The organism is Paenirhodobacter sp. (assembly GCF_050177655.1).
Lineage (GTDB): Bacteria > Pseudomonadota > Alphaproteobacteria > Rhodobacterales > Rhodobacteraceae > Rhodobacter.
In genome coordinates this window covers 33384-56953 of record NZ_JBFXGV010000018.1, presented here as the reverse complement: position 1 = coordinate 56953, position 23570 = coordinate 33384, and the positions used below count along the sequence as shown (strand labels likewise).

General features: G+C 68.1%; 18 protein-coding genes. 12 read left to right on the top strand and 6 right to left on the bottom strand.

Annotation, left to right across the window (positions count from 1 at the left end):
- Window positions 1–614: 614 nt before the first annotated feature.
- Window positions 615–2132, bottom strand: coding sequence for an Asp-tRNA(Asn)/Glu-tRNA(Gln) amidotransferase subunit GatB (gatB, locus tag AB7U46_RS08855; RefSeq protein ID WP_428336593.1), 1518 nt, complete (start codon window positions 2130–2132; stop codon window positions 615–617).
- 205 nt (window positions 2133–2337) lie between these two features.
- The gene (gene pepN / locus AB7U46_RS08850) at window positions 2338–4884 is read right to left on the bottom strand and encodes an aminopeptidase N (RefSeq protein ID WP_428336592.1); all 2547 of its coding nucleotides are present in this window, start codon (window positions 4882–4884) and stop codon (window positions 2338–2340) included.
- A gap of 150 nt (window positions 4885–5034) precedes the next feature.
- Between pepN and AB7U46_RS08845 the strand changes: the two genes are divergently transcribed.
- Together AB7U46_RS08845 and AB7U46_RS08840 are read left to right on the top strand one after the other, a co-directional pair.
- Window positions 5035–7191: a malate synthase G gene (locus tag AB7U46_RS08845; RefSeq protein WP_428336591.1), complete on the top strand. Its 2157-nt coding sequence runs from the start codon at window positions 5035–5037 to the stop codon at window positions 7189–7191.
- Between the two features lie 100 nt (window positions 7192–7291).
- A complete protein-coding gene (locus AB7U46_RS08840) occupies window positions 7292–8068 on the top strand; it encodes a gamma-glutamyl-gamma-aminobutyrate hydrolase family protein (protein ID WP_428336590.1) in 777 nt (258 codons plus the stop codon).
- Window positions 8069–8071: 3 nt separating this feature from the next.
- Here AB7U46_RS08840 and AB7U46_RS08835 read toward each other — a convergent pair whose 3' ends face one another.
- The 3 genes from AB7U46_RS08835 to glmU are packed head-to-tail and all read right to left on the bottom strand — an operon-like array spanning window position 8072 to window position 12069.
- On the bottom strand, window positions 8072–8908 hold the full coding sequence (locus AB7U46_RS08835) for a DNA alkylation repair protein (protein WP_428336589.1): 837 nt from the start codon (window positions 8906–8908) through the stop codon (window positions 8072–8074).
- Window positions 8908–10722 carry a glutamine--fructose-6-phosphate transaminase (isomerizing) gene (gene glmS / locus AB7U46_RS08830; protein ID WP_428336588.1) on the bottom strand — a complete coding sequence of 605 codons (1815 nt, stop codon included), beginning with the start codon at window positions 10720–10722 and terminating at the stop codon, window positions 8908–8910. The genes AB7U46_RS08835 and glmS overlap by 1 nt, the downstream gene beginning before the upstream one ends.
- A complete protein-coding gene (gene glmU, locus AB7U46_RS08825; protein WP_428336587.1) occupies window positions 10723–12069 on the bottom strand; it encodes a bifunctional UDP-N-acetylglucosamine diphosphorylase/glucosamine-1-phosphate N-acetyltransferase GlmU in 1347 nt (448 codons plus the stop codon).
- A gap of 103 nt (window positions 12070–12172) precedes the next feature.
- Here glmU and AB7U46_RS08820 point away from each other — a divergent pair, with 103 nt between their 5' ends.
- From AB7U46_RS08820 to AB7U46_RS08810, 3 genes are read left to right on the top strand one after another with little or no spacing between them, the layout of a single operon-like run.
- Window positions 12173–12841 (top strand): HAD-IA family hydrolase, encoded by a 669-nt coding sequence (locus tag AB7U46_RS08820; protein ID WP_428336586.1) that lies wholly within the window; start codon window positions 12173–12175, stop codon window positions 12839–12841.
- Between the two features lie 7 nt (window positions 12842–12848).
- Window positions 12849–14087: an MFS transporter gene (locus AB7U46_RS08815; RefSeq protein WP_428336585.1), complete on the top strand. Its 1239-nt coding sequence runs from the start codon at window positions 12849–12851 to the stop codon at window positions 14085–14087.
- Window positions 14088–14094: 7 nt separating this feature from the next.
- Entirely contained in the window at window positions 14095–15273 is a 1179-nt protein-coding gene (locus AB7U46_RS08810) for a DegT/DnrJ/EryC1/StrS family aminotransferase (RefSeq protein WP_428336584.1), read from the top strand.
- Window positions 15274–15397: 124 nt separating this feature from the next.
- Here AB7U46_RS08810 and AB7U46_RS08805 read toward each other — a convergent pair whose 3' ends face one another.
- The gene (locus tag AB7U46_RS08805) at window positions 15398–15847 is read right to left on the bottom strand and encodes a CreA family protein (protein WP_428336583.1); all 450 of its coding nucleotides are present in this window, start codon (window positions 15845–15847) and stop codon (window positions 15398–15400) included.
- A 116-nt stretch (window positions 15848–15963) separates the two neighbouring features.
- Between AB7U46_RS08805 and AB7U46_RS08800 the strand changes: the two genes are divergently transcribed.
- The 7 genes from AB7U46_RS08800 to AB7U46_RS08770 all read left to right on the top strand — a co-directional run bounded on the left by AB7U46_RS08800 (window position 15964) and on the right by AB7U46_RS08770 (window position 23541).
- The gene (locus tag AB7U46_RS08800; protein ID WP_428336582.1) at window positions 15964–17124 is read left to right on the top strand and encodes an acyl-CoA dehydrogenase family protein; all 1161 of its coding nucleotides are present in this window, start codon (window positions 15964–15966) and stop codon (window positions 17122–17124) included.
- Complete coding sequence (locus tag AB7U46_RS08795) at window positions 17124–17603, top strand: lysozyme inhibitor LprI family protein (protein WP_428336581.1); 480 nt, start codon at window positions 17124–17126, stop codon at window positions 17601–17603. The genes AB7U46_RS08800 and AB7U46_RS08795 overlap by 1 nt, the downstream gene beginning before the upstream one ends.
- Entirely contained in the window at window positions 17600–19204 is a 1605-nt protein-coding gene (locus tag AB7U46_RS08790) for a carboxyl transferase domain-containing protein (RefSeq protein ID WP_428336580.1), read from the top strand. The genes AB7U46_RS08795 and AB7U46_RS08790 overlap by 4 nt, the downstream gene beginning before the upstream one ends.
- 127 nt (window positions 19205–19331) lie before the next feature.
- Window positions 19332–21260 carry an acetyl/propionyl/methylcrotonyl-CoA carboxylase subunit alpha gene (locus AB7U46_RS08785; RefSeq protein ID WP_428336579.1) on the top strand — a complete coding sequence of 643 codons (1929 nt, stop codon included), beginning with the start codon at window positions 19332–19334 and terminating at the stop codon, window positions 21258–21260.
- Window positions 21257–21907 carry a glutathione S-transferase family protein gene (locus AB7U46_RS08780; protein ID WP_428336578.1) on the top strand — a complete coding sequence of 217 codons (651 nt, stop codon included), beginning with the start codon at window positions 21257–21259 and terminating at the stop codon, window positions 21905–21907. Before AB7U46_RS08785 ends, AB7U46_RS08780 begins: the two co-directional genes overlap by 4 nt.
- A complete protein-coding gene (locus AB7U46_RS08775; protein WP_428336577.1) occupies window positions 21900–22763 on the top strand; it encodes a hydroxymethylglutaryl-CoA lyase in 864 nt (287 codons plus the stop codon). Before AB7U46_RS08780 ends, AB7U46_RS08775 begins: the two co-directional genes overlap by 8 nt.
- Window positions 22756–23541, top strand: coding sequence for a crotonase/enoyl-CoA hydratase family protein (locus AB7U46_RS08770; RefSeq protein WP_428336576.1), 786 nt, complete (start codon window positions 22756–22758; stop codon window positions 23539–23541). Before AB7U46_RS08775 ends, AB7U46_RS08770 begins: the two co-directional genes overlap by 8 nt.
- The last annotated feature ends 29 nt before the right edge of the window (window positions 23542–23570 follow it).

The window sequence follows — 23570 nt, the reverse complement described above, 5'->3', positions numbered from 1 at the left end:
TCAACGCTTCATTGTAAGCCGACCAGTTCGTGGTCTTGTACTTCGTAGGGGCCCAACTGCTCATGCCATCCAGCTATCATGCTGGATTCACGCAGTGAATCCCTCACCCGATTTGTGCAACAAGGCCTCAGCGTTGCAAGTAACCCATTTTCAGTTCGCTTGCAGAATGTTGACGGCACAACAATGGTAGAGTGCTGCCAGCTCCTCGGTGTGCCAAATTTCAGAATTGGCACAATGGAGAGAGGCCGCTTGAATAATCTTCGTGAGCGGCGCAATGCGGTGTCTCACGGCCGCGAATCTTCGGTTCAGGTCGGCGGAAGGTTCTCCTTCAGAGAAATACGAACTATTCACTCAATCGCGGATACAGAAGTTGAAAAATTCGGTTTGGCTTTGAAGGCTTTTTTTGAGCAGAAAGGTTACGAGCGCAGCAGTGCGTAGCATTTCTGCTCATTAAAATCTGCCTGAGTGATGGCGACCTTTCAGTTGCTGTTGCGGTGAATGTCTCCGTCAGCGGCTCGCATCGCAGCAGTCCGACACGTGGACGAAGGGACGTTCTTCCCAAAACAAAAAGGGCGGGAAACCCCGCCCTCATCCCGTTCCGTTCAAGCCCGCTCTCAGATCCCGAGCTTCTTCGCCACGATCTCCTTCACCGCGGCCGGGTTCGCCTTGCCGCCCGAGGCCTTGATCACCTGGCCCACGAACCAGCCCACCAGCTTCGGATTGGCCTTCGCCTTCTCCACTTCGGCCGGGCTCGCGGCGATGATCTCGTCCACCGCCGCCTCGATCGCGCCGAGGTCGGTGACCTGCTTCATGCCGCGCGCGGTGACGATTTCGGCCGGATCGCCGCCCTCGGTGTAGACGATCTCGAAGAGATCCTTCGCGATCTTGCCCGAGATGTCGCCCGCCTTGATCAGCGCGATGATGCCGCCAAGCTGCGCGGGTGACACCGGGCTTGCGCCGATCTCCGCGCCGTCCTTCTTCAGCCGGCCGAAAAGCTCGTTGATCACCCAGTTCGCGGCAAGCTTGCCGTCGTCGCAGGCCGCCACCACCGCCTCGAAGTAATCGGCGTTCTCGACCTCGGCGGTCAGCACCGAGGCGTCGTATTCGCTCAGGCCCAGCCCATCGACGAAGCGCGCCTTCTTCTCGTCGGGCAGTTCCGGCATCGTGCCGGCGATGTCGTCGACCCAGCCCTGTTCGATTTCCAGCGGCAGCAGGTCGGGGCAGGGGAAGTAGCGGTAATCATGCGCCTCTTCCTTCGAACGCATGCTGCGCGTCTCGTTCTTGTCGGGGTCGTAGAGGCGGGTCTCCTGCGTGACGGTGCCGCCGTCCTCTAGGATCGCGATCTGGCGCCGGGCCTCATAGTCGATCGCCAGCTGGATGAAGCGCATCGAGTTCATGTTCTTCAGCTCGCAGCGCGTGCCGAGATGCGAGAAATCCTGCGTTTCCTGATACTTCTCGTATTGCCCGGGGCGGCAGACCGAAACGTTGACGTCGCAGCGCAGGTTGCCGTTCTGCATGTTGCCGTCGCAGGTGCCGAGGTAACGCAGGATCTGGCGCAGCTTGGCGACATAGGCGGCGGCCTCTTCCGGGCCGCGGATGTCGGGGCGGCTCACGATCTCCATCAGCGCCACACCGGTGCGGTTCAGGTCGACGAAGGACATGGTCGGATCCATGTCGTGGATCGACTTGCCCGCGTCCTGTTCGAGATGGATGCGCTCGATCCGCACCCGGCGCGCGACGCCCGGCCCCATGTCGACGAGGATCTCGCCCTCGCCCACGATCGGGTGGTAGAGCTGGCTGATCTGATAGCCCTGCGGCAGGTCGGGGTAGAAGTAGTTCTTGCGGTCGAAGGCGGAGCGCAGGTTGATCTCGGCCTTGAGGCCAAGCCCGGTGCGCACCGCCTGCGCGACGCAGAATTCGTTGATCACGGGCAGCATGCCGGGCATCGCCGCGTCGACGAAGGCGACATGGGAGTTCGGCTCCGCGCCGAACCCGGTCGAGGCGCCGGAGAAGAGCTTCGCATTCGAGCTCACCTGCGCATGGACCTCCATGCCGATCACCAGTTCCCAGTCGGCCTTGGCGCCGGCGATCACCTTGGGCTCGGGGGTCTTGTAGGCGAGATGGTCGAGCATCGCATGTTCCTTCTTGGCTTGAGCCCTTCTAGGACGGCTGAGCGGCTTGGGCAAGATACGAGCGGGCCCTGCGTGGCGCGGGCGGAGGGGGGCGCCGCCCCCCGTCCTGCGGACGCCCCCCGAGGTATTTTCGGCAAGATGAAAGCGCATCCCCCTTCATCTTGCCCGAAATACCTCGGGGGTGCGGGGGCAGCGCCCCCGCGCGTCAGCCCAGAAGCCTTGCAGTCATCTCGCTCAGATCGCGGCTGAGGCCCGGCTGCGCCGCGATCCGCGTCAGTTCCCCGCGCATCAGCGCCTGCCGGGCGGTGTCATAGCGCGCCCAGGTCTCGAAGGCGGTCGACATCCGCGCCGCGGTCTGCGGGTTCATCGGGTCGAGCCGGATCAGCCAGTCGGCATAGAAGCGATAGCCCGCGCCATCGGCCCGGTGGAAGCCGGCATGGTTCGCCGACAGCCCGCCGAGCAGGCTGCGGAAGCGGTTCGGGTTCTTCCAGTCGAAGAGCGGATCGGCGGCGAGCGCCTCGGCCCGCGCCACCGCCGCCGCGGGCGGGGTGAGCGCGGCTTGTGCCATGAACCATTTGTCCATCACGAGGCGGTTGTTTTCCCAGCGCGCGCGGAAGCTGGCAAGCGGGCCTTCGGCCTTGCCCAGTGCGATGAGCTGGTTCAGCGCGCCGAGGCTTTCGGTCATGTTCGTGGCGCTGTCGAAGAGCGCCTGCGCCCGCGCGCCGCCGTCGATCGCGGAAAGCGGGGCGAGGCAGGCGAGCCGCAGCGATCGCAGCCCCGAGGGCGCGGCATCGGGGGTGTAGGGGCCGGGCACGGCGCAGGCCGCATAGGTCGCGGCGAGCGCAGCCTCGTGCCGGTTTGCGAGCGTTTCCATCAGCTTGCGCCGCGCCGCGTGGATTGCGTCGGGGTCCGGCACGGCGCCGGCGGAGGCCAGCGCCTGCGCCACCTCATCCTCGCCGGGCAGCCGCAGGCAGAGCGCGCGGAAGGCAGGTTCCGCCGTCTCATCCGCGATCAGCCGGCCCACCGCGTCGAGATATTCGCCGCCGGGCGCGCCGCCCTGCGCCATTGCGCAAAGCGTCGAAAGCGCGAGCGCGCGCCCCGCCTCCCAGCGGTTGAACGGGTCGCTGTCATGGGCGAGCAGGAAGGCCTGTTCGGCGGGCGAGGTCTCCCGTTCGAGCACCACGGGCGCCGAGAAGCCGCGCAGGATCGAGGGCACGGGCCTCGCGCCGAGCCCCTCGAAGGTGAAGCTTTGCCGCGCCTCGGTCATCTCGAGCACCTGCGTCGGCACGACCTCGTCCCCGTTCGGGCCAAGCAGGCCGACGGCGATCGGAATGAGCCGCGCGGGTTTTTCGGCCTGTCCCGGGGTGGCGGCGGTTTCCTGCGTGAAATCAAGCGTATAGGTGCCGTTTTCGAAACGCTCGGCGACCTTCAGATGCGGCGTTCCGGCGTCGGTGTACCAGCGCTTGAACTGCGTCAGATCGCGGCCCGAGCTGTCCTCGAACACCTTGATCCAGTCCTCGATCGTGCAGGCCTGCCCGTCGTGCCGCGCGAAATAGAGATCGAGCGCCGCCCGGTAGCCCTCCGGCCCGACGAGCGTCTTGAGCATGCCGACGACCTCGGCGCCCTTTTCATAGACGGTCGCGGTGTAGAAATTGTTGATCTCGCGGTAATGGTCGGGCCGCGGCGGGTGGCTGAGCGGGCCGGCATCCTCGCGGAACTGGCGGCCGCGCAGCGTGATGACATCCTCGATCCGCTTCACCGCGCCAAGGCGCATGTCCGCGGTGAAGCTCTGGTCGCGGAACACCGTCAGCCCCTCCTTCAGACAAAGCTGGAACCAGTCGCGGCAGGTGATCCGGTTGCCCGTCCAGTTGTGGAAATACTCATGCGCGATCACCGCCTCGATCCGTTCGTAATCAAGATCGGTGGCGGTCTCGGGCGAGGCGAGAACGAGCTTCGAGTTGAAAATGTTCAACCCCTTGTTCTCCATCGCGCCCATATTGAAGTCATCGACCGCGACAATGTTGAAAATGTGCAGGTCGTATTCGCGGCCATAGGTCCGCTCGTCCCAGCCCATCGAGCGCTGCAACGCGCCGAGCGCAAAGCCGCAGCGGTCCTCGTCGCCCGGGCGCACCCAGATGTTGAGCGCGACCTCGCGCCCCGACATCGTGGTGAAGCTGCCCGAGGTCGCGACGAGATCGCCGGCGACGAGCGCGAAGAGATAGGCGGGCTTCGGCCAGGGGTCGTCCCATTCGGCAAAGCCCGCGCCCTGCGCGACCGGGTTGCCGTTCGAAAGCAACACCGGCAGGTCGCTTTCGATGCGCACATGGAAGCGCGCCATCACGTCGGGTCGGTCGGGGTAGAAGGTGATCTTGCGGAAGCCCTCGGCCTCGCATTGCGTGCAATACATGCCGTTCGACATGTAGAGCCCCTCGAGCGCGGTGTTCAGCGCCGGCGCGATCTCGACCTCGGTCGTGAGGGTGAAGGCCCCCTCGGGCAGGGCCGCCGGATGGATCGTGAGGCCGGTCTCGGTGAGCAGATAATCCGCGGGTTTCAGATCCGCCCCGTCGATCGCAAGCGCGATCAGCTTCAGCTCCTCGCCATCGAGCACCAGCGCCGCGCCGGCCTCGCGCGGGGTCAGGTGCAGCTCCGCCTGCACCCGCGTCGCCTCGGGCGCGAGGCGGAAGCGCAGCGAAACGCGCTCGAGCGCGAAGGGAAAGGGGCGGTAATCGGCGAGGTAGGTGGTGGCGTGCATGGATCCTGTCCGCGGTTGCGACATTTGCGGCAAGCTAGGCCTCCCGGCGGTCAGGGGCAAGGCGGCGGAACCCGGCCGGTCGCCGCGCTTTCTTCTGGACAGGGTCGGTCCCGGGGGGCAACAGTCGCCCCGAAGTTTGAGGAGGGCACCATGACGGCAGTGGAACGCGAAGGGTTGCAGGTGGCGGCGGAGCTTGCCGCTTTCGTCGAGGAGCGGGCGCTGCCCGGCACCGGCGTCGCGCCGGAGGCCTTCTGGGCCGGGTTCTCGGAGCTTCTGCACGCGTTCGGCCCGCGCAACCGCGCGCTTCTGGAAAAGCGCGAGGCGTTGCAGGCGCGGATCGACGATTGGCATCTGCATCATCGCGGCCAGGGCCATGATGCCGCGGCCTATCGCGCCTTTCTTGAAGAGCTTGGCTATCTCCTGCCGGAAGGCCCTGATTTCACGATCGAAACCGGCGAGACCGACCCCGAGTTCGCCACCGTCTGCGGGCCGCAGCTGGTGGTGCCGATCATGAATGCGCGCTACGCGCTCAATGCCGCGAATGCGCGCTGGGGCTCGCTTTACGATGCGTTCTACGGCACCGATGCGCTGGGCGATCTGCCCACGGGCAAGGGCTATGACCCGGCGCGCGGCGCGCGGGTGATCGCGAAGGCGAAGGAATTCCTCGACGTGGCGGCGCCGCTCGTCGCGGGCTCCTGGGCCGATGTCACGAAGCTCTGGTTGCAGGACGGCGGGCTTTTCGCGCTCTGCAGCGGCGAGGAGACCGGGCTGAAGGACCCGGCGCAGTTCCTGGGCTATGCCGGCACGGCGGAGGCGCCGACGGCGGTGGTGCTGCGCAACAACGGGCTGCATCTGGTGATCGACATCGACCCGACCCATCCGATCGGCCAGGCGGATCCGGCCGGGATCGCCGATCTGCGGCTCGAATCCGCGATCTCCTCGATCATGGATTGCGAGGATTCGGTCGCCGCCGTCGATGCCGAGGACAAGGTGCTCGCCTATGCGAACTGGCTTGGCCTGATGCAGGGCACGCTTTCCGAGGAGGTCGCGAAGGGCGATCGCGTGATCCATCGCGCGCTGAACCCCGATCTCGATTTCACCGCGGCGGAAGGCGGGGCGCTCACGCTCAAGGGCCGCGCGCTGATGCTCGTGCGCAATGTCGGCCATCTGATGACCAACCCCGCGATCCACACCCGCGACGGCGCCGAGGCCTATGAGGGGCTGATGGACGCGATGCTCACCACGCTTTGCGCGATGCATGACCTGCGCAAGCAGGGCGGCCCGCGCAATTCGGTCACCGGATCGGTCTATGTCGTAAAACCGAAGATGCACGGGCCCGAAGAGGTCGCTTTCGCCTGCGAAATCTTCGATCATGTTGAAAAAGTGCTAGGCCTGCCGCGCTACACGGTGAAGCTCGGGATCATGGACGAGGAGCGGCGCACCTCCGCCAACCTCAAGGAATGCATCCGCGCCGCCTCCCGTCGCGTCGCCTTCATCAACACCGGCTTCCTCGATCGCACCGGCGACGAGATCCACACCTCGATGGAGGCGGGGCCGATGCTGCGCAAGGGCGAGATGAAATCGCAGCCCTGGATCTCCGCCTACGAGGACCGCAACGTCGATATCGGGCTGCGCTGCGGGCTTGCGGGCAAGGCGCAGATCGGCAAGGGCATGTGGGCGATGCCCGACAAGATGGCCGACATGTTGCGCGAGAAGATCGCGCATCCGATGGCGGGGGCGAATTGCGCCTGGGTGCCGTCGCCCACCGCCGCGACGCTGCACGCGACGCATTATCACCGCGTCGACGTGAAGGCGCGTCAGCGCGAGATCGCCGCGCTCGAACGGCCCGCGCGGCTCGAGGATCTGCTCATGATCCCGCTCGCGACCGGGCGCAACTATTCCGACGAGGAGATCACCGCCGAGATCGAGAACAGCGCGCAGGGCATCCTTGGCTATGTCGTGCGCTGGGTCGATCAGGGGGTCGGCTGCTCGAAAGTGCCCGACATCCACGACGTCGGCCTGATGGAAGACCGCGCGACCTGCCGTATTTCCAGCCAGGCGCTGGCGAACTGGCTGCATCATGGCCTCGTCAGCGAGGGGCGCGTGATGGAGGCGCTGCGCAAGATGGCGCTGGTCGTCGACCGGCAGAACGCGGGCGATCCGGCCTATCGCGCGATGGCGCCGGCCTATGACGGGCTCGCCTTCCAGGCCGCCTGCGATCTGGTCTTCCTCGGCCGGGTGCAGCCCTCGGGCTATACCGAGCCGGTGCTGCATCAGCGCCGCGCCCAGGTGAAGGCGGGCGGCTGAGGCCGCAGGGGCGTTTCGTCCCTCCTGCACAGATGCTGCGCGCGCATTGGGGTTTGCGCGCGCGCTCCTGCGCGTTACCTTTGCGGCAAAGGAGAACGCCATGCATCGTCCCGTCGTCGGCATCATCGGCAATCGCGGCCTTCTGAACGACCGCTACCCCGTCTTCGAGGGCGGGCAGATGAATTCCTGCGCGGTCAGCCATGTTGCGGGCTGCCTGCCGCTTCTGATCCCCGCCGATCCGGTGATGGTCTCGGTCGAGGAGCTGATGGAGGTCTGCGACGGATTCCTGCTCACCGGCGGGCGGCCGAACGTGCATCCGAGCGAATATGGCGAGGAGGCGACCGACAAGCACGGCACCTTCGACCGGGCGCGCGACGCGATCACCTTGCCGTTGGTGCGCGCCTGCGTCGAACGCGGTCAGCCCTTCCTCGGCATCTGTCGCGGCTTTCAGGAGGTCAATGTCGCGATGGGCGGCACGCTGCACCCCGAGATCCGCGAGCTGCCGGGCCGGATGAACCACCGCATGCCGCCCGAGGGCACGCTGGAGGAGGCCTTTGCGCTGCGCCACAAGGTGGTGCTTGCCCCCGGCGGGCGCTTCGCGCGGCTCTTCGGCGCCGAGGAGGTGATGACCAACACGCTGCACGGGCAGGGGATCTGCAAGCCCGGCCCGCGCGTGGTGATCGAGGGTCGCGCCGAGGACAACACGCCCGAGGCGATCTGGATCAAGGATGCGCCGGGCTTCACCCTCGCGGTGCAATGGCATCCGGAATGGAACGCCGAGCATGACCCGGTCTCGCGCCCGCTTTTCACCGCCTTCGGCGATGCGGTGCGCGACTGGGCGGCGAAGAAACTCGCGCCCTGCCGGCAGGCCTCGTGATCGCTAGCGCAGGTATTTCGCCGCTTCCTTGCGCGCGAAGGGCTTGAGCGTCTCGCCATGCACGGCGAGCCAGTCGCGCACCGCGGGCGCATCGTGCTTCGACAGCTCGCGCAGCCACCAGGCCACCGCCTTTTGAATAAACCAGTCGCGCTCGGGCGCGAGGGTGGCACACCAGCCGAGGACGCGGGTGCGGATCGCCTGTTCCTCCGCGGTCGGATTGTTCGATTTGGTGTAGGGCAAGGTGATGACCAGCGCGGCGCGCCGGGTCCACATGTTCGAATTCTGCAACCAGCCCTCGACCGCGTCGAGCCGCGACGGATCCGCGACGAGGCGCCGCCCGCCCGCGTTGCAGGCGTGATCGGCGACCGCCCAGCCCTCGAACTCCGGCGCCCAGGAGGCGATCGCCGCCCAGGCCCCCGCGTCCGGGCGCAGCCGCGCCTGGGTGAGCAGCTTCGCCGCCGCCACCATCGCCTCGTGGATCCCGCTGTGCCAGAGCGCATCGGCAAGGGCCACCCGCTCCTCCACCGTCGCCTGCGCGCGCCAGAGCCGCACCATGTCCTCGATCAGCGGCACGGAAACGCCGAGATAGCGGCGATCGACCTTGTGATAGGCGGCCGCCCCCGCGGCCTTTTCCGCCTCGCCGCAGGCCTCGAGCGCGGCGATCGCCTCGGCGGGCGTGGGCGGCGGGCCGAGGTCTTCGGTCTCTTCCGCCTCCTCATATTGTTCGTAATCCGCATCCGAGGCGGCATATTCCGCGGCCTCGGCGGCGAGCCGGGCCTCCTCCTCGGTGAGCGGCCGGTCCTCGGCCACGATCACCTTCGGTTTGCGGCTGCGCGCCATTACTCGACCGTCACCGATTTCGCGAGATTGCGCGGCTGGTCGACATCGGTGCCCTTCGCGATCGCGGTGTGATAGGCAAGGAGCTGCGCGGGCAGCGCGTAGAGGATCGGCGCGAAGGGCTCGGGCACCTCGGGCATCTTCAGGCTCGCCCAGACGCCGTCCTCCGCCGCGGCGAGGCCCTTGCCGTCGGAGACGAGCAGCACCTGCCCGTGGCGCGCCATCACCTCCTGCATGTTCGACACCGTCTTGTCGAAAAGCCGGTCATGCGGCGCCATCACGATCACCGGCACGGTCCGGTCGATCAGCGCGATCGGCCCGTGCTTGAGCTCGCCCGAGGCATAGCCTTCGGCGTGGATATAGCTGATTTCCTTGAGTTTCAGCGCGCCTTCGAGGGCGAGCGGGAACATCGGGCCACGGCCGAGGAAAAGGATGTCCTGCGCTTCGGCCAGACGTTCGGCGAGATGCGCGATCTGCCCGGAGCTGTTCAGCGCCGCGTTCATCAGCCCGGGCAGCGAGCGCAGCGCCTCGGCGTGGCGGGCGAATTCGGCGTCGCTCAGCGTGCCGCGGTCGCGCCCGGCCTTGAGCGCGAGCACGGCGAGCACGAGCAGCTGGCAGGTGAAGGCCTTGGTCGAGGCGACGCCGACCTCGACCCCGGCGAGGATCGGCAGCGCCACGTCGCATTCGCGCGCGATCGAGGAGGTCGGCACGTTCACCACGGCGACGGTCTTCGCGACCTTCTCCTGCGCGTAGCGCAGCGCGGCGAGCGTGTCGGCGGTCTCGCCCGACTGGCTCACGAAGACCGCGAAGCTGCGCCCGGGCAGCGGCGGTTCGCGATAGCGGAACTCAGAGGCGACGTCGATCTCGCAGGGTAGGCGGGCGAGGCTCTCGAACCAGTATTTCGCCACCGAACAGGCATAGAAGGCGGTGCCGCAGGCGACGAGCGTCAGCCGGTCGATGTTCGAAAAGTCCAGGTCTTCGGGCAGCTGAAGCCCGGTTTCGGGCAGGTAATGTTGCAAAGCATCCCCAAGCACCACCGGCTGCTCGGCGATTTCCTTCGCCATGAAATGCTTGTAGCCGCCCTTTTCGATCCGCGCCTGACCCAGGTCGATGCGCGCCTCGTCGCGGTTCGCGCGCCGCCCGGCTTCGTCGAAGATCTCGGCGCCGGCACGGGTGACGAAGGCGTAATCCCCCTCGTCGAGATAGGTGATGCGGTCGGTGAGCGGGGCGAGCGCGATCGCGTCGGAGCCGACGAACATCTCGCCGGTGCCATGCCCGATCGCAAGCGGCGAGCCGCGGCGCGCGGCGATCATCAGATCGTCCTCGCCCTCGAAGATCCAAAGCAGCGCGAAGGCGCCCTCGAGCCGTTTCAGCGTGGCGACGGCGGCCTCGCGCGGGGCCAGCCCCTGATCCATATACATCCGGGTGAGCAGCGCGACGGTCTCGGTGTCGGTCTGCGTCTCGGGCAGCAGCCCGACGGTCGCGAGCTCCGCGCGCAGCTCGCGGAAGTTCTCGATGATGCCGTTGTGCACCACCGCGACCGGGCCCGAGCGATGCGGATGGGCGTTGCCCTCGGTCGCGGCGCCATGCGTCGCCCAGCGGGTGTGGCCGATGCCCGATTTGCCCGGCAGCGGCTGATGCACCAGCAGATCGGAGAGGTTGACGAGCTTGCCCACCGCGCGGCGGCGGTCGAGCCGGCCATCGTTCACCGTCGCGATGCCCGCCGAGTCATAGCCGCGGTATTCCAGCCGCTTCAGGCTTTCCACAAGCAGCGGCGCCACTTCGTGATTGCCAAGAACCCCAATGATCCCGCACATTTACGCGCCTTTCTTCAGGTTGGCCTTCTGCGCGCGCAGCCGCTCGAAGAGCTTCGTTGCAAGGCCCGGTTTCACCACCTGTTTCGCGCGGCCAAGCGCCACCGCGCCGGCCGGCACGTCCTCGGTGATGACCGAGCCGGAGCCGGTCAGCGCGCCGTCGCCCACCGTCACCGGCGCGACCAGCATCGTGTCCGAGCCGATGAAAGCGTTCGCGCCGATCGTGGTGCGATGCTTGAACACGCCGTCGTAGTTGCAGGTCACCGTGGCCGCGCCGATATTCGTGTGCTCACCGATATCCGCGTCGCCGAGATAGCTCAGATGCCCGGCCTTCACCCCCTCGCCGAGGATCGAATTCTTCACCTCGACGAAATTGCCGATATGCACATCCTCGGCCAGCTCCGCGCCGCCGCGCAGCCGGGCGAAGGGGCCGATCGTCGCCCCGCGCGAGATGTGGCAATCCTCGAGATGGCAGAAGGCCTCGATCGTGGCGCCGCTCTCCACCGTCACGCCGGGGCCGAAGACCACGTTCGGGCCGATCACCACGTCGCGGCCGATCCAGGTGTCGAGCGCGAAATAGGTCGTCGCCGGATCGGCGAGCGTCACCCCGTTTTCCAGCGCCTCGTCGCGGGCGCGGGCCTGGAACAGCGCCTCGGCCCGGGCCAGCTCGGCGCGGGTGTTGATGCCGAGCGTCTCCGCCTCGGGGCAGGTCACGACTTCAGCGGTGAGCCCGCGGTCACGGGCGAGGCCGACGATGTCGGTGAGGTAGTATTCGCCGGCGGCATTGTCGTTGCCGATCTGCCCGACGAGCTGCGCAAGCTGCGTCGCATCACAGGAAATGACGCCGGAATTGCAAAGGGTTATCGCGCGTTCTTCATCTGTCGCATCCTTGAATTCGACGATCCGTTCGAGCGCGCCACCCGCGACCACGAGCCGCCCGTAACGCCCGGGATCCGCCGCCTCGAAGCCGAGCACGGTGACATCGGCGCGGCTCTCGGCGAGCGCCGCGAGCGTTTCGGGCCGGATGAAGGGGGTGTCGCCGTAAAGCACGATGACGCGGCCGTTGAACTCCGAAAGCTGCAAGATCGCCTGCGCGACCGCATGCCCGGTGCCGAGCTGTTCGGCCTGCAGCACCACCTCCGCCTCGGGGTCGAGCTTGGCGACGGCCTTCGTCACCGCCTCGGCGCCATGGCCCGCGACGACGGTAACGCGCTCGGGTTCGAGCGAGCGGCCCGCATGCAGCGCATGGGCGAGGAGCGGCGCGCCGCCGAGGCGGTGCAGCACCTTCGGCAGGTCGGAGTTCATGCGGGTGCCCTGGCCTGCGGCCAGAATGATGAGGGCGATCGCCATGGGAATGCCTTTTCTTCTGCTCGGGCCTGTTTTACCGATACCATATCTCGCTGCAAGAGACAGGCGATCACACTCTTTTTCGTGGCTGTAACAGGAAACTTCGATGCAAAAGACGGTGGTCTTCGATCTCGACGGGACGCTCGCGGATACCTCGGCCGATCTGATCGCGGCGGCGAATGCCTGTTTCCGGACGCGGGGCCTGGGCGATCTGCTCGATCCGGGCGCCGATGCGCTGACCGCCTTTCACGGCGGGCGGGCGATGCTGCGGCTGGGCTATTCCCGCGCCGGACGCGCCGATACCGAGGCGCTGGCCGAGGCCGACTATCGCCCGCTGCTCGACCATTACGGCGCGCATATCTGTGAGGAAACAAGGCTTTACCCCGGTGCGGCGGAGGCGGTTTCCGCGCTGCGCGCGGCCGGCCACGCCACCGCGATCTGCACCAACAAGCCCGAGGGGCTCGCCCGCGATCTGGTCGCGGCGCTTGGCATCGCGGGGCTCTTCGATGCGCTGATCGGCGCCGACACGCTGCCGGTGCGCAAGCCCGATCCCGCGCCCTATGCCGCCGCGGTCGCGGGGGCGGGGGGCAGCGTCGCGCGCTCGCTCCTCATCGGTGACACCAATACCGACCGGGAGACGGCGCGCGCTGCGGGCGTGCCCTGCGTGCTCGTGACCTTCGGGCCGGAGGGGCAGGGGATTGCGCGGCTTGCGCCCGAGGCGCTGCTCGACTACTACGGCGACCTTCCTGCGCTGGTCGCGCGCCTTTTCGCCTGAGCCTTTCATGAGTTCCGTTCCCGCCCCCCCGGCGCCGCAGGCCGCGCGCCGCGCCACCATCTTCGCGCTGCTCGTCGTCTTCATCGACATGGTCGGGCTTGGCCTGATCCTGCCGGTGCTGCCACGGCTGATCGAGGAGGTGGGCGATGTCGATCTGGGGCATGCGGCCACGATCGGCGGCGCGCTTTTCGCCGTCTATTCGCTGGCGCAATTCCTGCTCGCGCCGCTGCTCGGCGCGCTTTCCGACCGGATCGGTCGGCGCCCGCTGTTGCTCCTTGCGGTGGGCGGGCTTGGCCTCGACTACGTGTTGCATGCGCTCGCGCCAAGCCTGGGCTGGCTCTTCGTCGGGCGGATCATCGCCGGGGCCTGCGGCGCCTCCTTCGTGATCGCGAACGCCTGCCTCGCCGATGTCTCGACGCCGGAAAACCGCGCCCGCGTCTTCGGCCTGATGGGCGCGGCCTTCGGCCTTGGCTTCGTGCTCGGGCCGGGGCTCGGCGGCATGCTCGGCACGCTCGGCACGCGGGTGCCGTTCTGGGCGGCGGCGGGGCTCGCGCTGGCGAATTTCGTCTTCGGCCTGCTCTTCCTGCCGGAGACGCTCGCCCCCGAGAAGCGCCGCGCCTTCCGCTGGCGCGAGGCGAACCCGCTCGGCGTGCTTCTCGTCTTCGCCCGCTACCGCGGCGTGCTGCCGATGGCGGCGGTGGTATTTCTCTATTTCTTCGGCTCGGCGGTCTATCCGGCGATCTGGGCCTTCTGGGGGATCGCGAAATTCGGCTGGTCCGAACTCACCGTGGGCATCTCGCTTGCGGCCTTCGGGGGCGTGATGGCGCTCGCCCAGGCGACGCTCGTCGGCCCCTCCGTTGCGCGCTGGGGCGAGGCGCGGGTGGCGCTTTTCGGCCTCTTCATCGCCGCCGCGGCCTGCCTCGGCTACGGGCTCGCGCCCGGGCTCGCGGTGGTGCTGATGCTGCTTGTGCTGCACGCGCCCGAGGGCTTCGTGCACCCGATGATGAGCGCGCTGATGTCGCGCGCCGTGCCCGAGGACGCGCAGGGCGCGCTGCAGGGCGGCATTTCCGCGCTGATGAGCCTCGCGATGCTGCTCGGCACGCTGTTCTTCACCTGGATCTTCGGCTATTTCCTGTCGGGCGCCGCGCCCTGGCGCAGCCCGGACGCGGCCTTCTTCACCGCGGCGGCGGTGCTTGTCGTGCCGCTCGGGCTTTTCGCGGGGCTGATGCGACGCCACAGGATCTGAGGCGGACATGGACGAGATCTTCACCGGAAACTTCACCCAGCAGGAGCCGATCCCCGAGGCGGCGATCGAAGCGGCGGTCGCGGTGCTGCGCACGGGGCGGCTGCACCGCTACAACGTCGTCGAGGGCGAGGCGGGGGAGGCGGCGCTGCTCGAGGAGGAATTCGCCGCGGCGATCGGGGCGAAATACTGCCTCGCCGTCGCCTCGGGCGGCTATGCGCTCGGCTGCGCGCTGCGTGCGGCGGGCGTGAAGCCCGGCGACAAGGTGCTGACGAACGGGTTTACCCTTGCCCCGGTGCCGGGGGCGATCGCGTCCCTGGGCGCCTCGCCGGTCTTCGTCGAGGTGACCGAGGATCTGGTGATCGACCTCGACGATCTGGCGGCCAAGGCGGATCAGGCGCGGGTGCTCATGCTGAGCCACATGCGCGGCCATATCTGCGACATGGACGCGCTGATGGAGATCGCGCGCGCGCATGATCTGACGGTGATCGAGGATTGCGCCCATACGATGGGGGCCGCCTGGGCCGGCGTGCCCTCGGGCCGGCACGGCGCGGTGGGCTGCTATTCGACCCAGACCTACAAGCACATGAACTCGGGCGAGGGCGGGCTGATCGTCTCCGACGATCCCGATCTGATGGCGCGGATGATCCTCCTGTCGGGGAGCTACATGCTTTACCCGCGCCACCGCGCCGCGCCGCCTGCCGCGCATTTCGAGGGGCTGAAATACGACACGCCCAATGTCTCGGGGCGGATGGACAATCTGCGCGCCGCGGTGCTGCGGCCCCAGATCCCGACGCTGCCCGAGCGCGTCGCGCGCTGGAACGCGCTTTACCGGGGGATGGAGGCGGGGCTGGCCGGCGTGCCGGGGCTGCGCCTCGTGAGCCGCCCGCAGGCGGAGGCCTATGTCGGCTCCTCCTTCCAGTTCCTGCTGCCCGGTCGCACCGCCGAAGCCATTGCCGATTTCGTCGCCCGCTGCGCCGCACGCGGGGTGGAACTGAAATGGTTCGGCGCGGCCGAGCCCGCGGGCTTCACCTCGCGCTACGACAGCTGGCGCTATGCCGCCGCGCAACGCCTGCCGAACACCGACCGCATCCTTTCGGGGCTGCTCGATCTGCGCCTGCCGCTGACCTTCTCCGAAGGCGACGCGGCCCAGATCGCCCGCATCATCGCCGCCGAGGCACGCGGGTAAGCGGGGAGGGGGCTCTGCCCCCCGGCTTCGCCTCCCCCCGAGGTATTTTCGGCAAGATGAAAGCCGAGCGGGTGTTTTCATCTTGCCCGAAATACCTCGGGGGTCCGGGGGCAGCGCCCCCGGCTCACTGCGATCCGTAAAGCGGCACGGTCGAGATCGACATCTTCGCCGAGCCCTCGGTCAGCTCATTTGCATGGCTGAGATAGATCAGCGTCTGGTTCTTCTCATCGAAGATCCGCGTCACCCGCAGCGACTTGAACACCAGCGACCGGCTTTCGGAAAACACCTTCTCCCCTTTCGGGCCGCGGGCGATGTCGCCGATCCGGATCGGCCCGGTCTGGCGGCAGGCGATCGAGGCGTTCGACGGATCCTCGAACCAGTTGCCCTGTTTCAGCCGGTCGAGGAGCGAGCGGTCGAAATAGGCGATGTGGCAGGTCACGCCCTCGACCTTCGGATCGGCGATCGCCTCGATGACGATGTCGTTGCCGGTCCAGTCGACCCCGACGCGGCCGACCTCCTCGGCGAGCGCGGGCGTGGTGGCAAGGGCGATGAGCGTGGCAAGCATCAGGCGCATGGGAACCTCCGTTTGCCCCAAGATGGGGGTGCACCCCGGGGCGCGCAACGGGGGTTGACGCGAATCGTCCGTTTCCATTAAATGAACAAGCGTTCAATAACGGAGGGGAGGCCGCAATGTTCGCAGGCTCGATGACATTCGATCTGGGCGAGGACATCACCGCGCTGCGCGAGATGGCGCATTCCTGGGCGCAGGAGCGGCTGAAGCCGATCGCCGCCGCGGTCGATCGCGACAATCTCTTTCCGGCGGAGCTCTGGGCGGAGATGGGGGAGCTTGGCCTCCTCGGCATCACCGTGTCCGAGGAATACGGTGGCGCGGGGATGGGCTATCTCGCCCATGTCGTCGCCACCGAGGAGATCGCCCGGGTTTCCGCCTCGATCTCGCTGAGCTACGGCGCGCATTCGAACCTCTGCGTGAACCAGCTGAAGCTGAACGGCTCGTCCGCGCAGAAGGCGAAATACCTGCCGGGACTGGTGAGCGGCCAGCAGGTCGGCGCGCTCGCGATGTCCGAGACCGGGGCCGGTTCCGACGTCGTCGGCATGAAGCTGCGCGCGGAAAAGCGTGACGGGCATTACCTGCTCAACGGCCACAAATACTGGATCACCAATGGCTGCGACGCCGACACGCTGGTGGTCTATGCCAAGACCGACCCCGAGGCGGGCTCGAAAGGGATCACCGCCTTCATCGTGGAAAAGGGCTTCAAGGGGTTTTCCACCTCGCCCCATTTCGACAAGCTCGGCATGCGCGGCTCGAACACGGCGCAGCTTTTCTTCGACAATTGCGAGGTGCCCTTCGAGAACGTGCTCGGCACCGAGGGCAAGGGCGTGCGCGTGCTGATGTCGGGGCTCGACTATGAGCGCGTGGTGCTGAGCGGCATCGGCACCGGGATCATGGCGGCCTGTCTTGACGAGGTGGTGCCCTATGCGAAGGAGCGCCATCAGTTCGGCCAGCCGATCGGGAATTTCCAGCTGATGCAGGCGAAGATCGCCGACATGTATGTCGCGATGAACACCGCCCGCGCCTATACCTATGAGGTCGCCAAGGCCTGCGATCGCGGCGCGGTGACGCGGCAGGATGCGGCGGCGACGGTGCTTTACGCCTCCGAGCAGGCGATGGTGCAGGCGCATCAGGCGGTGCAGGCGCTGGGCGGCGCCGGGTTCCTCAATGACAGCGTCGTTTCGCGCCTCTTCCGCGATGCGAAATTGATGGAGATCGGGGCTGGCACCTCGGAAATCCGGCGTATGCTGATCGGACGTGAGATCATGGAGAAAGCCTGATGCGTCCGACCCTTGCCGCCCTTGTCGCCCTTATTCCCACCGCCGTCATGGCGCAGGATCTGCCCGCCGATGCCCTTGCCGGGGTCGAGGCCGCGGTGCGGAGCTGTTTTGCCGAATATGACCCCTATGCCGGCGGGCCGAGCTGCCTTGGGCAGGCGGCACAGGGCTGCATGGCGGCGACCGATCAGTCGACGCTTTCGACGATTGCCTGCATCGGGGCGGAGACCCAGGTCTGGGACGATCTCTTGAACACCGAATACAAGGCGCGCCGTTCGGAAATGCTCGCGCAGGGCGCCGGCCTCACCGACAAGCTCCTTGCCGCGCAGCGCGCCTGGCTGACGTTTCGCGACGCGGAATGCGCGCTCGAAGTGGCGCGCTGGGGCGATGGCACGCTCGCGGGCGTCGTCGGCGCGAATTGCATGATGGAAATGACCGCCGCGCGCGCCGCGCAGCTGCGAGACAAGAAGGCACAGGAATGAAACTCGGCTCTTCGGTTCTGCCCTCCTCGGAAACCTTCCGCGCCAATCGCGCGGCGCATCTCGCCGCGCTCGAAACGGTGCGGGAGGCGGCGACGCTGGCCGCGGCCGGGGGCGGGGCGGAGGCGACGGCGCGCCATGTCGCGCGCGGCAAGATGGCGCCGCGCGAGCGGGTGGCGGCGCTGCTCGACCCCGGCGCACCGTTTCTCGAAATCGGCGCGACGGCGGCGCATGGGCTTTACGACGGCGCCGCCCCCTGCGCCGGGGTGATCGCCGGGGTGGGCCGCGTGCAGGGGCAGGAGGTGATGGTCATCGCCAATGACGCCACGGTGAAGGGCGGCACCTATTACCCGATGACGGTGAAGAAACACCTGCGCGCGCAGGAGATCGCCGAGGACTGCGCGCTGCCCTGCGTCTATCTGGTCGACAGCGGCGGTGCGAACCTGCCCAATCAGGACGAGGTCTTCCCCGACCGCGACCATTTCGGGCGGATTTTCTTCAATCAGGCGCGGATGTCGGCCAAGGGCATCGCGCAGATCGCGGTGGTGATGGGGAGCTGCACCGCGGGCGGCGCCTATGTGCCGGCGATGTCGGACGTGACGATCATCGTGAAGGAGCAGGGGACGATCTTCCTCGCCGGCCCGCCCCTGGTGAAGGCGGCGACGGGCGAGGTGGTCAGTGCCGAAGACCTTGGCGGCGGCGATGTGCACACCCGGCTTTCGGGCGTCGCCGATTACCTCGCCGAGGATGACGCCCATGCGCTGGCGCTTGCCCGCCGCGCGGTCGGCAACCTCAACCGCGCGAAACCCGCGACGGTGCACTGGCAATCGCCCGAGCCCCCCGCCTATGACCCGGAAGAAATCCTTGGTGCGGTGCCGGCCGATCTGCGCACCCCCTACGACATCCGCGAGGTGATCGCGCGGGTGGTGGACGGCAGCCGCTTCGACGAGTTCAAGGCGCGCTTCGGCGAGACGATCGTCACCGGCTTCGCCCATATCGAGGGCTGCCCCGTCGGCATCGTCGCGAACAACGGCGTGCTCTTTTCCGAGGCCGCGCAGAAGGCCGCGCATTTCATCGAGCTTTGCTCTCAACGCGGTATCCCGCTGATCTTCCTGCAAAATATCACCGGCTTCATGGTCGGTCGCAAATACGAGAACGAGGGCATCGCGCGCCACGGCGCGAAGATGGTGACCGCCGTCGCGACGACTTCGGTGCCGAAGATCACCATGCTGGTCGGCGGCTCCTTCGGCGCGGGCAATTACGGCATGGCCGGGCGCGCCTATTCGCCCCGCTTCCTCTGGACCTGGCCGAACTCGCGCATCTCGGTGATGGGCGGAGAACAGGCGGCGGGGGTGCTCGCCACCGTGCGCCGCGAGGGGATCGAGCGCAAGGGCGGCAGCTGGTCGGCCGAGGAGGAGGCCGAGTTCAAGCGCCCGACGATCGAGATGTTCGAACGGCAAAGCCACCCGCTCTACGCCTCCGCCCGGCTCTGGGATGACGGTATCACCGATCCGCGCCGCACGCGCGAGGTGCTCGCGCTGAGCCTGTCGGCGAGCCTCAACGCCCCGATCGAGCCGACCCGCTTCGGCCTGTTCCGAATGTGACTTCAATGCCTCCGGCGGAGGTATTTGGAGCAAGGTGAAATTGCATTCATCTTGCCCGAAATACCTCGGGGGGCTCCGCAGGAGCGGGGGCAGCGCCCCCTCCGACATCCAAGCCTGGGAGGAGCCGATGTTCCGAAAGATCCTGATCGCCAACCGCGGCGAGATCGCCTGCCGGGTGATCGACACCGCGCGCCGGATGGGCGTCGCCACGGTCGCCGTCTATTCCGAGGCCGACGCCGGCGCGCGCCATGTCGCCCTCGCCGACGAGGCGATGCCGATCGGCGGCCCGGCGCCGCGCGACAGCTATCTGCGCGGCGCGGCGATCATCGCCGCGGCAAAGGCGACGGGCGCCGAGGCGATCCACCCGGGCTACGGGTTTCTCAGCGAAAACCCCGAGTTCGTCGATGCGGTGCAGGCGGCGGGTCTCACCTTCATCGGCCCCTCGGGCGATGCGATCCGGGCGATGGGGCTCAAGGATGCGGCGAAGGCGCTGATGGCGGAGGCCGGCGTGCCCGTCGTGCCCGGCTATCACGGCGCGAACCAGGACGCGGAACACCTCGCCGGCGCGGCGGAGGCGGTGGGCTATCCCGTGCTCATCAAGGCGGTCGCGGGCGGCGGCGGCAAGGGCATGCGCCGCGTCGATCGGGCCGAGGACTTCGCCCCGGCGCTGGCCTCGGCGCAAAGCGAGGCGCAGACCGCTTTCGGCAATCCCGCGGTGCTGATCGAGAAATACGTGGAAAAACCGCGCCATATCGAGGTGCAGGTGTTCGGCGACGGCAAGACGGCGGTGCATCTTTTCGAGCGCGACTGCTCGCTCCAGCGCCGCCACCAGAAGGTGATCGAGGAGGCCCCGGCGCCGGGCATGACCGAGGAGATGCGCGCCGCGATGGGCCAGGCCGCCGTGCGCGCGGCCGAGGCGATCGGCTACTCCGGTGCGGGCACGGTCGAATTCATCGTCGACGCCTCCGAAGGCCTGCGCGCCGACCGCTTCTGGTTCATGGAAATGAACACCCGCCTGCAGGTCGAACATCCGGTGACCGAGGCGATCACCGGCGTCGATCTGGTCGAATGGCAGCTGCGCGTCGCCGCCGGAGAACCTCTGCCCGCGCGGCAGGAAGATTTGCAAATTCAAGGCCATGCCTTCGAGGCCCGGCTTTACGCCGAGGACGTTCCGGCGGGGTTCCTGCCCGCGACCGGGCGGCTGGCCGCGCTGCGCTTCGCGCCCGGCTGCCGCGCCGATACCGGCGTGCGCGCGGGCGATGCGATCTCGCCCTGGTATGACCCGATGATCGCCAAGGTCATCACCCACGGGCCGACCCGCGCGATCGCGCTGCAGGCGCTTGCCCGCGCGCTCGACGAGACCGAGGTGGCGGGCACGGTGACGAACCTCGCCTTTCTTGGCCGCCTCGCGCGGCACCCCGATTTCACTGCTGGCGATGTCGACACCGGGCTGATCGCGCGCGATCTCGACGCGCTGGCATGCGAACCCGAACCGCCCGCCGAGGCCCGCGCACTCGCCGTGATCGCCGCCGCCGGGCTGCACGACGGCACCGGGCCGGGCTTCACCCTCTGGGCGCCTTTGCGCCGCGCGGTGCCCTTCCATCCGCCCGCGACGGTCGCGGTCACCGGCCCTGGCCGCGTCATCGTCGAGCTTGACGGCGCGCGCAACGAGGCGGTGCTGCATCCCGACGGCTGGTGGGTCGATGGCCGCAAGACCGGCGCGCGGTTCCACCTTTCGCCCGAGGCGATCACCGTTTTCATGGCCGGCGCCTGGCGTTTCGACCGGGTCGATCCGCTCGCGCGCGAAACCACGGGCACCGCCTCCGACCTGACGCTCGCGCCGATGCCGGGGCTGGTGAAGGCGGTCTTCGTCGCCCCCGGCGCCCAGGTCGCGGCGGGCGATCGGCTCGCCGTGCTCGAGGCGATGAAGATGGAACATGTGCTCCTCGCCGCGCGGGCGGGGGAGGTGGCCGAGGTGCTGGTCGAGGCCGGCGCGCAGGTCGAGGCCGGGGCGGCGCTGATCCGCCTCGCCGAGGATGCGGAGGCGGCGGCATGATCCGGCTGCATCACGTTCCCGGCTCGCGCTCGATGCGCGTGCTCTGGCTGCTCGAGGAACTGGGCGAAACGGTCGATCTGCGGAGCTGGTCGCTCACCGACGGGGGCCTGCGCAGCGCCGAGTTTCGCGCGCTTTCGCCCGCGGGGCGGGTGCCGGCGCTGGAAATCGACGGGCGGGTGATCTTCGAATCGGGGGCGATCGTCGAATATCTGACCGAGACGCGCGGCCGCCTCGCCCCGCGCCCGGGCGAGGCCGAGCGTGCCGATTTCCTCGAATGGCTGCATTTCGCGGAAACCCAAGCCAACATCCTGCAAAACCTCAACATTCACCACATCTTCCTGCGCCCGGTCGAGGCCCGCTCGCTCGCGCTGATGAAGCTCGACACGAAACGCCTCGCCGTCACCGCGCAGGCGCTCGAGGCGCGGCTCACCGGGCGCGACTGGCTGCTGGACGAGTTTTCCGCCGCCGATTGCATGATGGGCTTCAACCTCGAGGCGCTGTTCCGCTTCGTGCCGCGCGCGGACTATCCCGCGACAGCGGCCTGGTCGGCGCGCGCGCAGGCGCGCCCGGCCTATCGGCGCGCGGCCGAGCGGGGCGGGTCGAGCGCGATCTACACCCAGGATTTCTACGAGTTGCCCGATGGCTGAAACAGTCGAGATCTTCGAGATGGCGCCCCGCGACGGGCTGCAGAACGAAAAGCGCCTGATCCCCACGGCGGAAAAGATCGCGCTCGTCGATCTGCTCTCGCATGCGGGGTTCCGGCGCATCGAGGTGGCCTCTTTCGTGAGCCCGAAATGGGTGCCGCAGATGGCGGATTCGGCCGAGGTTCTGGCCGGGATCGCCCGCGCGCCCGGGGTGCGCTATGCCGCGCTCACGCCCAATCTGAAGGGCTATGAGGGGGCGAAAGCGGCGCGTGCCGACGAGGTGGCGATCTTCGCCTCGGCCAGTGAGGGATTTTCGCGCGCGAACCTCAATTGTTCGATAAGTGACAGTATCGAGCGGTTTCGCCCAGTGATCGAGGCCGCAAAAGTCGATGAAATGCCGGTACGGGGCTATGTTTCGGTGGTGACCGACTGCCCCTATGACGGGCCGACACCGCCCGCAAACGTCGCCCGCGTGGTGGCGGCGCTGCGCGATCTCGGCTGCTACGAAATCTCGCTCGGCGACACGATCGGGCAGGGCCGGCCCGAGACGGTTTCGGCGATGCTGAAGGCGGTGTTGCAGGAGATGCCGGCCGAAAGGCTCGCCGGGCATTTCCATGACACCGCGGGCCGGGCGCTCGAGAATATCGAGGCGAGCCTCGATGCCGGGCTGCGGGTCTTCGATGCGGCGGTGGGGGGGCTTGGCGGCTGTCCCTATGCGCCGGGGGCAAAGGGCAATGTGGCGACCGAAAAGGTCGCGGCGCGGCTTGCGGCGCTCGGCTTCGACACCGGGCTCGACGCCGCGGTGCTGGCGGAGGCCGCGGCAATGGCGCGGGCGATGAAAGGGCAGGGCGATGTTTGAGACGATCCGGATCGAGACCGACGCGCGCGGTGTGGCGCATCTGTGGCTCGCACGCGCGGAAAAGCACAACGCGCTTTCGGCGCTGATGATCGAGGAGATCACCCGGGCGATCGCCGATCTCGGCGCCGATCCGGGCGTGCGCGTCGTCGTGCTCGCCGCCGAGGGGGCGAGTTTTTGCGCCGGCGGCGATCTGAAATGGATGCAGGGCAATATCGGCGCGACGCCGGAGGGGCGGGCGGCCTCGGCGCGGGCGCTGGCCGAAATGCTCGCCGCGCTCGATCACTGCCCGAAGCCGCTCATTGGCCGGGTGCAGGGCAATGCTTTCGGCGGCGGCATCGGCATGATGGCGGTCTGCGACGTGGCGGTGACCGTGCCCGAGGCGCGCTTCGGTCTGACCGAGACGCGGCTCGGCCTGACGCCGGCGACGATCTCTCCTTACGTCGTCGCGCGGATGGGTGCGGCGAAGGCGCGGCGCGTCTTCATGTCGGCGCGGCTTTTCGGGGCGGAGGAGGCGCGCGATCTCGACCTCGTGGCGCGGATCGTCGCGCCCGAGGCGCTCGACGCCGCGATCGAGGCCGAGGTGACGCCCTATCTGAGTTGCGCGCCGGGCGCGGTGGCGGAGGCGAAGGCGCTGATCCGCATGCTCTCGGCCCGGGCGCGGCCGGAAAGCGACATCATGGATGCGACAATCGCCGCCCTTGTCGCGCGCTGGGAAAGCCCGGAGGCGATGGAGGGAATCACCGCCTTCTTCGAGAAGCGCAAACCGGGCTGGGCCTGAGGCCGCCGCACCGCCGCGGGGCAGGCGTG